Origin of the sequence: Streptomyces sp. NPDC087844 (assembly GCF_044742785.1) — a bacterium.
In the GTDB taxonomy this organism is placed as follows: Bacteria; Actinomycetota; Actinomycetes; order Streptomycetales; family Streptomycetaceae; genus Streptomyces.
The window spans coordinates 252,351-261,515 of sequence record NZ_JBIUVD010000013.1 but is presented as its reverse complement, the minus strand read 5'-3'; the positions used below and the strand labels follow the sequence as shown (position 1 = coordinate 261,515).

General features: G+C 68.3%; 10 protein-coding genes and 1 pseudogene. 5 read left to right on the top strand and 6 right to left on the bottom strand.

What is annotated here, in order from left to right; genetic code table 11:
* The first annotated feature begins 128 nt into the window (after positions 1-128).
* The 3 genes from ACIOKD_RS25305 (at position 129) to ACIOKD_RS25295 (ending at position 1,791) form a co-directional block, all read left to right on the top strand.
* The gene (locus tag ACIOKD_RS25305) at positions 129-1,196 is read left to right on the top strand and encodes a DnaB-like helicase N-terminal domain-containing protein (protein ID WP_402088127.1); all 1,068 of its coding nucleotides are present in this window, start codon (positions 129-131) and stop codon (positions 1,194-1,196) included.
* A gap of 63 nt (positions 1,197-1,259) precedes the next feature.
* Positions 1,260-1,454, top strand: coding sequence for a hypothetical protein (locus ACIOKD_RS25300; protein ID WP_402088123.1), 195 nt, complete (start codon positions 1,260-1,262; stop codon positions 1,452-1,454).
* 214 nt (positions 1,455-1,668) lie between these two features.
* Positions 1,669-1,791, top strand: coding sequence for a hypothetical protein (locus tag ACIOKD_RS25295; protein WP_402088120.1), 123 nt, complete (start codon positions 1,669-1,671; stop codon positions 1,789-1,791).
* A gap of 181 nt (positions 1,792-1,972) precedes the next feature.
* Here the strand turns inward: ACIOKD_RS25295 and ACIOKD_RS25290 are convergent, their stop codons facing one another.
* Positions 1,973-2,521, bottom strand: a complete 549-nt coding sequence (locus ACIOKD_RS25290; RefSeq protein ID WP_402088117.1) for a TetR/AcrR family transcriptional regulator — start codon at positions 2,519-2,521, stop codon at positions 1,973-1,975.
* A gap of 25 nt (positions 2,522-2,546) precedes the next feature.
* Positions 2,547-3,020, bottom strand: a complete 474-nt coding sequence (locus ACIOKD_RS25285) for a nuclear transport factor 2 family protein (protein ID WP_402088114.1) — start codon at positions 3,018-3,020, stop codon at positions 2,547-2,549.
* Between the two features lie 52 nt (positions 3,021-3,072).
* Between ACIOKD_RS25285 and ACIOKD_RS25280 the strand changes: the two genes are divergently transcribed.
* Positions 3,073-3,483, top strand: coding sequence for a hypothetical protein (locus ACIOKD_RS25280; protein WP_402088111.1), 411 nt, complete (start codon positions 3,073-3,075; stop codon positions 3,481-3,483).
* Between the two features lie 90 nt (positions 3,484-3,573).
* On the opposite strand, the pseudogene ACIOKD_RS25275 reads toward ACIOKD_RS25280, so the two are convergent.
* Positions 3,574-4,248: pseudogene (locus tag ACIOKD_RS25275) on the bottom strand (DUF5655 domain-containing protein); the annotation flags it as partial.
* Positions 4,249-4,568: 320 nt separating this feature from the next.
* On the opposite strand from ACIOKD_RS25275, the gene ACIOKD_RS25270 reads away from it, so the two are divergent.
* Complete coding sequence (locus tag ACIOKD_RS25270; RefSeq protein ID WP_402088109.1) at positions 4,569-5,447, top strand: hypothetical protein; 879 nt, start codon at positions 4,569-4,571, stop codon at positions 5,445-5,447.
* A 16-nt stretch (positions 5,448-5,463) separates the two neighbouring features.
* Here the strand turns inward: ACIOKD_RS25270 and ACIOKD_RS25265 are convergent, their stop codons facing one another.
* The 3 genes from ACIOKD_RS25265 to ACIOKD_RS25255 form a co-directional block, all read right to left on the bottom strand.
* A complete protein-coding gene (locus ACIOKD_RS25265) occupies positions 5,464-5,880 on the bottom strand; it encodes a hypothetical protein (protein WP_402088106.1) in 417 nt (138 codons plus the stop codon).
* 77 nt (positions 5,881-5,957) lie between these two features.
* The gene (locus ACIOKD_RS25260; RefSeq protein ID WP_402088103.1) at positions 5,958-6,545 is read right to left on the bottom strand and encodes a DUF6262 family protein; all 588 of its coding nucleotides are present in this window, start codon (positions 6,543-6,545) and stop codon (positions 5,958-5,960) included.
* Positions 6,542-9,142, bottom strand: coding sequence for a tyrosine-type recombinase/integrase (locus ACIOKD_RS25255; protein ID WP_402088100.1), 2,601 nt, complete (start codon positions 9,140-9,142; stop codon positions 6,542-6,544). The genes ACIOKD_RS25260 and ACIOKD_RS25255 overlap by 4 nt, the downstream gene beginning before the upstream one ends.
* Positions 9,143-9,165 lie beyond the last annotated feature (23 nt).

Genomic DNA, 9,165 nt, shown 5'->3' with positions numbered 1-9,165 from the left:
GCGGCCGTCGAACTCGCCGCATGACCCCAGCAAGCCTGAATCACCCCAAACCCGACAGGGGTGCCTTGACGAAGGACATAGAGGCACCCCCCCCCACACCCGAACCCGCCGACGATGACCTCGTACCAGTGCCGAGAGTCGTCCACTATGCCGAGCAGGCGCTGCTCGGCGCGCTCCTCCTCGAACCCGCACGTCTGGCCGACACCGGAACACTGATCGCCACTCACTTCGACAACCACTCCCACGCGAGCCTGTTCACCGCGATCCGTACTCTTCCGCCTCCCGACCCGGACCTCCACGCCAAGGACCCCACCTGGCTCAACCAGGTTCTGGACAACGCCCGGCCCGACGCTCCCGGCCTGGACGCCCCCTACCTGCACGCCCTCATCCAGTTCTGCCCGCAGCCCAGGCACGCGCCGGCCTACGCCCGGATGATCCGCGCCGACCACGCCCGCCGGACCCTGCGACTGCATGCCGAGCGTCTCACACAGACCGCCACCGACAGCACGGGGCCCGACCCGGCGACCGCCGTCCTGACGCGGGCCGACGCCTTCGGTCGGGTCTTGGACGACCTCGCCGGGCAGTTCGCCCCGCATCCCGGCTCGCTGCCCCGCACCCTCCCGACCGCGGATGTCGTCCGGCAGGCCGGTGAAGAAGACCTCGACGAGGAGCGCCTCCTCCTGGCCACCGCCATCGCACGTCCAGAAGAGACGCAGCGGATGCGGTGGCTGGCCCCGCAGGACTTCACCACTCCGCTGCACGCCGCGCTGTGGCAGTCCGTCACGGCGCTGGTCCACCGCGGCGACATGGTCGATGTGGTCACCGTCCTCGGCGAAACCCAGCACCGCGGGCTGCTCACCACCTCCCTCACCCCCCGCGATCTGATGGACCTGATCTCCATGCCCACGGGTTCCCCCGAGTACTGGGGCGAACGGATCCTCCAGCGTGCTCTCCTCGCCCGCGCCCGCACGGTCGCCGAGCGGATCACCGCCTACACCGACGACTTCGCCAACACCCCCCACCAGCTCATCACCGGCAGCCGCCGCGCGCTCGCCGACCTGACCGCGGTGCGCACCCGCTGGCACCACGCCACCAGCCCCGGCCCCACGGCCAGGGCGGCGCGCGCCGGGGCCACGGCCCCGCCCCGGGCCGGCCCGCCGCGCACCACGGCTCCCGCAACCCGCATCTCCCGCTGACCCTCAGACCCGCGGGTGGCCCACCCCCGCGGTTCGGCCACCGGCAGAAGAGAGCACCTCCACGTGACGGCTCCCGCCATCGACGCCCACGTCCGCCTCGACACCCACCCCACCCGCTCCAGCCCTGTGACCGCCACCCTCCCCCCCACCGACAGCCGACAGGACCTGGCCCGTGGGCTGCTGACCGCACACGGCTTCGATGCCCTCGACGAGAGCACCCTGGTCCTGGCCCGCATCGACCGCGAGGAGCCCCGCTGAGTGGTGTGCATCGTGAAGTTGCTGGTCACGGATCTGGTGTGGAGGTCGGGAGAGCTACTCGCGCTGGTCGTCGGCCGGTGTCCACGGCGAAGATCGTCTGACATGTCGTTCGGAGTGGTCCTCGGTTTGTGCTGCGCCGACCGCTGTGCCGCTCTTACGATCCGTGGCCGGGCCGGGCCGGGCCGGTACGCCGGGAGCGCGTGGGAGGGTGGGGATGCGGGAGCTGGAGCGGATCACGGCTCGCCGCAGCGAACTGGACACGCTCGCTGCGCAGTTGGCCATACACCTGAAGGAGGTCCAGGCCGAGAAGGAGGAGCTCGTGATCGCCGGGTACTGAACCGGCCCACCGAGCAGGACAGGGCCGCGGCGGAGGCCGCCGTGGCCGTCGTCCCGACGCCCGCCCGGGAGGCGGCTGACCCGGACGAAGCTCGCCCGCGACTGAAGAAGCCGAGTTCCATTGGCCGAGTTGGCCTACGAGGAAGACCCGGGGCCGTCGGCGCCGAACTGCCGGTGCCGGATCATCGAGCGGTGAGGACGTGCGCCCACGGCTCATCGATGTCGGCCAGACCCAGCACGGCGACCACGTTGTCGAGCATTCCGGCGCCGAACCAGCGCCGCACGGCCTCGTCGTCGCCCAGCAACTGCCGAACGGTGTCGACCTGCTTGGCGTAGCACCGGCGCACGGCCTGCTCCACCAGCGGCTCGCCGACGGCACAGTTCGCGTGCATGAGGAAACGCAGGATGTTCCGGTCCGCGACGAGCGCGGCATAGGCGCCGCGTGCAGCATCCAACGCCGCCCCGGGCGCCGGCCCGGCCCCACCCGACGCCGGCGAGTGAGCGACCAGCGTGTCGGTCATGACGACGGAGACGTGGTCGACCACCGCCGCGAACAGTGCTTCCTTGTTCGGGTACAGGCGATAGAGATACGGCTGAGAGACGCCGACCCAGTCTGCGATCTCGTGCGTCGTCGTACCGTAGAACCCTTTTTGCGCGAAGCAGTCGACTGCGGCGGCCACGATGGCCCGACGTCGTTCGTCGCTCTTCGTGCTGGTACCGGCGGCAGGCATGGGCGTCAGTCAAACACGGCTCCCCTCAGCCTCCAAAAGCCACGCTGCGGTCCGAGCCGGACGGCACGTCGTGGGGCGTGAGCGCCTCGATCGCCACCAGCGGGTTCCAGTAGTCCAGGTAGTGGGTGATGCGTGCGTCGTCATCGGTGTGGACGACGGAGATGCATGTCTGCTCGTACGGCTTGCCGGTCGGCAGCGCCGTGCCCTTCGAGCGGAATTCGGCGATCACCAGACTCGGATCGACCGTCTCGTGGAACACCAGGTCGACGAACTCCACGTCAAAGGTCTCGGGAAAGTTGCTCATGTGCGCGCGCAGTGCGTCTCGCCCAATTACCCGCTGGGGCACGCCGACCGGCGCGTACGGGAACTCGAGCACCGCGTCCGGGGCGAACAACTTCACCCACTCCTCGGTGTGTCCGGCAGCGGTGAGGCGCAGGTGCTCGGCCACGGCGTGCTGGGCAGCGGCACGGCGGACGGCGTCATTTTCCTGGACTGTCATTTCCACTCCTTCATTAGTGGTCGACCTATAACCTACCATGTCGTGTGTCGTTGTGCGGGTAGTCGAGCAGGAGGCGACGCCAGGATCCCGGTCCGGTTCACGCAGGGGATGGCGTTCAGAAAACCCCCTTTGCGGCGGGCGGCGACCCGGCACCATCGGCGCCCGTGGCGCTTCGGCGAAGATCGTCGATCACGAGGAGACTTCGCGGTTCGTCAGGACCAGCAGAGCCCTCACCAGGGCGGTCGCCCACTTCGGGTCGGTGCGTAACGTGCCGAGTACGCGCCAGACACCTCACGTCGCCAAGGCGTCGAGCGGCAGCAACGAGTTCGCTGGGAAATGCGGTGCGTTCGTCGAACAACTCTCGCTTCTGCAGGCAGTGGTGCAGCTGGCCGAGCATCCGGTTGAACAGGTTCCTCCACGCGGCGGCACACCGCTCATTGAGCACTCCACCGCCATCCCTTGACCGTCACGTCGGAAGGCAACGCCACGAAGCTCTGACCGAAACCGCACAACCCGCACCACCGCTCCAGCCCGTGCACTGGGATGCGCCGGTCTACACCGCGGTGTAGCTGAGGCGGAGCAGGTCCTTGGCTCGCTCCAGGTCCCGCTCCGTACGCAGCCGCAGCTCCAGGTCCCCCGTGCCGTGGTGGCCGAGCCCCGTCACATCCCGGGTGAAGCCGGGAACGAGGTCGACCTGTTGCGGGTCGGCCTTGAGGTAGACGAGAAGCTTGGTCTGCTGCGGCGGGCAGACGCAGGCGAAGTTCCGCAGCCGCTGGTAGGCCCGGTACTGCTTGCGCTGCACCCGGGTGATGCCGTCCCCGAGACCGAGCAGGCCTTCGTCGACGGCCGCAGACAGCTCAGCCATCGCCCCATCCGACGTGCGCACCCGCGCCGCCTCCGGCGTACGACGACGGGCTGCTCCGGGAACTGCTGCCAGGCCGGTAACCGAAGCCACCGTCTCAAGGCCGAGGTGCTCGGTACCGAAGTAGCGGTAGCGGACCAGATCGATGCTGCGCCGGTGCTCCCGTACGGCGTGCGCGTCGTAGCGGGTGAAGTCGCCGGCCACGCAGATCAGCCTGTGCGCGCTCCACAGCACCTGGGCCGCGGCCGTCGCCCCGAGCCGGTCGCGGACCAGATGCCCGAACTCGGCGCGGTGATCCATCAGCCAAGACAGATAGAACAGACCCTGGTTGATGACGCCCGCGTCGGTGCCGCGCTTGTACTCGACATTACCGACCGCAGGAGCTCGGATACCGACTCTGAACTGCGACGATTCATAGATTACATGTCTGTGGCGGCGAGTTGCGATCGCTGGCGTAGCTCGTCTGGGTGGTCTCATGGGACGAGCCGTTGGGAACCTGCCTCAACTCATGGATCCAGCGGAACCATGCACGGTCCACCTGTCTACGTGGAGGAGGCACAATGCGAGGCATACGGCGCGGTCAGCCCCCGCGCGCCGTCTGTGCGCTCCTCTGTGCTCCCAGTGGCACGTAACGATCCCAATGACCCAAGCGTGCGGCCGGTGTAGGGCTGTCATCATCAGCGGCTATGACACCACTCGTGAAGCAATCCGCCTTCACGCCCAACACCTGCGAAAGTGGCGTCGGCGGAATCGACTGGAGCTCTATAGCCTCTGCGGAATCGATGAGTGCCTTCTGCGGGATCATGGCGGGCTTCGTTTTCGCCGGCTTGGTCACCGTCATCGGTCAGAGAAATGCGGTCAATGGGGACGGGCACGCCTCGCGCGGCCTGAAACTTCTCCTCCCCTGTTTTGTCGGCCTGGCGACGGCGTCGTATCTGTACGCGCTCACATCCGGGGAACTGGTATGCATCCGCGCAGTCACGGAGCAGTTGTTCTCCGGCGCTATCCTCGCGGCCGACGCTGTCGTGGTGATCATCGCGCTTGCCTGGCTGCTGCCAGCCTATGACCGCAACAAGCACGGCGAAGTTGTCTTCTTCCGAGGGCTGATCCAGTTCTCGGCGCAGTTCTCCTCTCTGATGCTCATCGTCTCCTCGGACGCCTTCAAGAACTCCGTTCTCCAGCAAAGCGCTGCTGGATGGTCAACCGCAATGGTCTGGGGCAGCGGCGTCGCCCTCATGGCGGCTGTCTTCTTCTGCTGGTGGAAGCCCCTTCCCGCAGCACCACCCGTAGTACCTAGCCCACCGCCACCGGGGGTGACGACGACTGCTGAGTGGTCTACACATTGGCGCGACGAAATCCTCCTCAATGGCCGGGTACGCGTGGCATCCAGGACTACCGTGGCGGTAGGTGGATTCCTTGCAGTAGCGGCCGGATGCGCAGTCGGAGTCTCGTACGATCACTGGACGGCGATGCCTCCGTGGCTGGTCTACACGCTCGCCGAGGCCGCGCTCGTGTTGCCCGGAGTCGTCATCGTGACTGCGGTCTGGGCCGTTCCACGAGACTGAACCAGCCCGCATGCCCTTAGGGGAGCGCCGGACGCGTTGAATTGGTTAGTGTGCCGCCCACTACGATTTCCCCGACCACCATGCGGTGGACCACGTCACCGAACTGACGACACGTGATCACTTCGCACCGGGTGACGGTTCCGGCGATGGCGTACTCGATCATCGTCAAAACGCCCAGGCCCTCTTCGCACATGTACCTGTCCAGGTTCAGCTCCCGCGGGCCGAGCCAGACTTCATCGTCAGTGTCGAACTTCCCCTTGAATGCCTGAGTGGACAGCACGACACCTTCGCCCAGGGCATCCTCCTTGACCTCTTCCATGGCCTCCTCCCACACTCTGAGGGCATCGGTGGACATGACCTTGAGGACGCGCTGAGCCTTGAGCCGCACCGCGGTGTCGATTACGTGTCCAGGGGCAGGGAACTGCATAGTCAACTTGTATTCCTTCACCGGCTTCGGGGAACAACGAGGCGTCCTCATTGTTCCCCGAAGCCGCGTTCAGCGGGACTGGATCACGTTGCAGATCCCGGGTCGACGATACGGGCTTCGAGGTCGGCGACGCGCCGGTCTTGGAAACGGAGGTTGGAGCGCGCCGCCTTGAGCCGTTCGTCGAAGGTGCGGTTGTCGGTAGTCAGTTGACGGACCCGTTGCTTGAGGGCGGTGTTCTCGGTGGTGATCCGCTGGATGGCCTCCTCGGTCCACTCGGCTTCCAAGTCGCGTATCTGACCGAAGAGTTCGCCGATGCGGGTGCGCTGGGTGAGGATCTCGGCGTGGGCGGCTTTGAGGGCGTCCTCGGCATTCAGCGCCCGTTCGCGCCAGGTCGCCTCGCGTTCATCGTCCTGCTCGACGAGGATCGCCGTCTGCCGATCGCTGGTCTCCGCCAGGGCCGCAGCGATGACATCCCGGGCCTCGGGGTTGCCATAGAGAAAGGTGCGAGAGACGTCTGCTCGGCGGGCGATGGCGGCGACGCTGACCTGGGCCTTCTCACGCCGGATCCGGGCGATGGCCTCATGAACGCGCTGGAGAGCGGCTTCGGTCCTCTGGCGGCGAGCCGCCAGGGCCGCCGCCGTGCGCGGTTCGGGGACAGTGGCAGCGTTCATGCGACGTCCTGTTCCGGATCGGTGTCCTCGACTGCGCACGTATCGCTGTACTCGCTCTGCTCGTCCTCCTCGTCGCCGCCCGCGTCGGCGAGGTCGGCGGCACGGAAGGCGGTGGACCACACGCGGTGGAAGTAGTCCTGGGGTTTGCGCAGGTCCAGGGCTAGGGCATCGTCGAGGAGGCCAAGGCCGGCCAGCGCCTTCTCCAGCCCGTCGATCGCGCGGGCGGTGGGTTCGAAGTAGCGGTGAAGGTAGTCGGCAGTAGCGTCGTCGGGCGCGCGCTCGGCCAGGAGCCGCCACTGCTCGCGTTTGCGGCGCCAGTAGAGCAGGTCGGCGCCGGAGAGGACGAACTTGTCGCAGTTGTGGCAGTCGAGGCTCCAGGGGCAGGCGCCGCCGTCGACGACGGGCTGGAAGGTGCAGAAACCGCCCTCGGCGGGAGTGCTGCGGCGGGACAGGTCGATGGCCAGAGCCTGAGCCTGTTCGCGAGTGAGCGGGGTGGTGTCGCTGGTGAGGAGGTCGCCGGGGTGGGCGGTGCCGGGGCCGGCGACCCACACGTGCTGGAGGACGTTCTCCAGGTCCGACTGGGTCAGGTGGACGTAGTGCTCGGCCATGCGGTCGGAGACATGGCCGAGGTAGCGGCGGATGTGGGTCAGGCTCGCGCCGTGCCGCAGCAGCCGGGTGGCCAGCGTGTGCCGGGCCTGGTGGGCGACGTAGTGACCGCCGAGGTCGAGGGCGGCGACCCAGGCGCGGAAGCCGGTGTGGAACCAGGTGTAGGACAAGGCGCGTTGGCCCTCGGGGTTGAGGATGTCGGTGGGGAACAGAGCCAGGTGAGCGCGCTCGGCAACAGTGGGTGGGCGGCCGGCGTGCCGGTCGGCGAAGTGGGTCAGGGTCCTGCGGCGGCGTTCTTCGAGCCGGTCCAGGAGATGGTCGGGGATGCGGACGGCCGCGTTCAGGTTGCCGACCTTGGTCTGGTCGTGCCAGAGCAGGGGCAGTCCGCCGTAGCGGCCGACGCAGTCCAGGCGGAGCTGGATGACCTCGCTGGCGCGCCGGCCGGTGACGATGATGGTCTCCCACATGTCCCTGAGGCCGCGGTCGTGCGGGTCGTGGCCGTCGGCGAGTTGCTGCAGGTTGGCCTCGTCCGCGAGGGCGCGGGCGACTTCGTCGGGGAAGGGGTTGCGGCTGCGGGGCGTGCCCGGGCCGCCGACCGGCATCGCGGCGATGAAGGCGCGGTCCAGGCCGATTCTCTCGGCGCTGCCGCTGTCCAGCGCGCTGCGCAGCAGGGAACGGCCGTAGTTGAACACCATCCGGCGCATGTGCTCGGTGACCTTCGACTTCCTGCCGTCCAGGCGGGCCTGGCCGCGGAAGACCAGGCCGAGACGTTCGCGGTTGCGCAGGTCCGCGACGAAGCGGTGGACGTGCTCGCCGCGCAGCACGGTGGGGTCGTGGCCGCCACCCGGCGCCTCCGCCTCCAAAAACCCGGACAGTTCGGCGCCGGCGCGGCGCACGAAGTCCACCGGCTGGGCGCTGCGCGGGCAGGTCGGCGAGCGCAGCACGTCGGCGATGTGATCCCACAAAAGATCGCGCAGCCACTGCTGGGCGATGCAGGTCAGGTCGATGTAGCTGGAGCGGTGCGGGAAGCGCACCCCGAAGTGCTCGGTCTCGATGTAGCCGGCATCCCGGGTGTCGGCAGGGGTGAAGTAGACCTTCCGCAGAGCTTCCTGCACCTCCTGAACCATGCGCTGGTGGTAGGCGCGGTGGAAGACGGACGCCTCCAGGCCGGCCAGGGACACCACGTCGCGGCGCTGGCACTCGTCCGCGAGGGACTGCACCCACGTCAGATGCCACACGGCGACGGGCTGCAGGCCGTGGACATACATCCCCCACTGCAACTCCGCCCGCAGCAAGGGCCGCAGCCCGCGCAGGTTGACCGTCCCCGTGCGGTGTACCGGCAGCTGCGCGCGGCACCAGGCACGAAAAGCAGCCCGGTCGTCGCAGTCAATGGGAACCGGGCGGCCGCGCCGCTCGTAAGTGGCGAAGAAGTTCTTCGGCGGCCTCGCACCGCCAGGACGCCCGTCCCGGATGTAGCCGCGCTCGTGCGCGCCGCACAACCCCAGCGGCGAGGCTGCCAGTTCGTCGCACACGTCCGCGCGGCACTCCCCATAGCCTGGAAGTGTCGGTTGGTCGGCCAGCCACCGCTCGAACTCGCCCTCGCTCACACGTCCTTCGGGGTGCCGCTTCAGGTAGCTCAGCCACCGGTTGCGGTGCCGGAAGCACAGCACCCGCTGCAGGCTGAAGGCCGGACGCTGCGGGCAGATCCGGCACATCATCGCCTCCGGCATCTCCGTGGCCAGCAGCGGCTGCGCGGTCAGTAGGAACTGAGCCCGGCTCATGCCCCGCGTTTCCGCCTCCTGCCACTGCTCGGCGTGCACCGAGCACATCGCGTAGCGCCGCCAGCGGGGCCGCGCGCAGTCCACGACCGTGCAACTCCACGGATAGACCGGGTGCGTCGGCGGGATCTTCAGCACCCCGCCGCGCAGCACCGGGTCGAACTCCGGTCCGCCGATGAGGGTGGTGAGCACCTCCAGCCGGTCCCGTCGCATGCGGGCATCATGCTGCGGCAGCA

Excerpts from the sequence above, each read along its gene's own strand:
- ACIOKD_RS25295 (WP_402088120.1), top strand. The coding sequence starts at position 1,669 with ATGCGGGAGCTGGAGCGGATCACGGCTCGCCGCAGCGAACTGGACACG.
- ACIOKD_RS25260 (WP_402088103.1), bottom strand. The coding sequence starts at position 6,545 with ATGAACGCTGCCACTGTCCCCGAACCGCGCACGGCGGCGGCCCTGGCG.
- ACIOKD_RS25285 (WP_402088114.1), bottom strand. The coding sequence starts at position 3,020 with ATGACAGTCCAGGAAAATGACGCCGTCCGCCGTGCCGCTGCCCAGCAC.
- ACIOKD_RS25290 (WP_402088117.1), bottom strand. The coding sequence starts at position 2,521 with ATGCCTGCCGCCGGTACCAGCACGAAGAGCGACGAACGACGTCGGGCC.
- ACIOKD_RS25270 (WP_402088109.1), top strand. The coding sequence starts at position 4,569 with ATGACACCACTCGTGAAGCAATCCGCCTTCACGCCCAACACCTGCGAA.
- ACIOKD_RS25255 (WP_402088100.1), bottom strand. The coding sequence starts at position 9,142 with ATGCGACGGGACCGGCTGGAGGTGCTCACCACCCTCATCGGCGGACCG.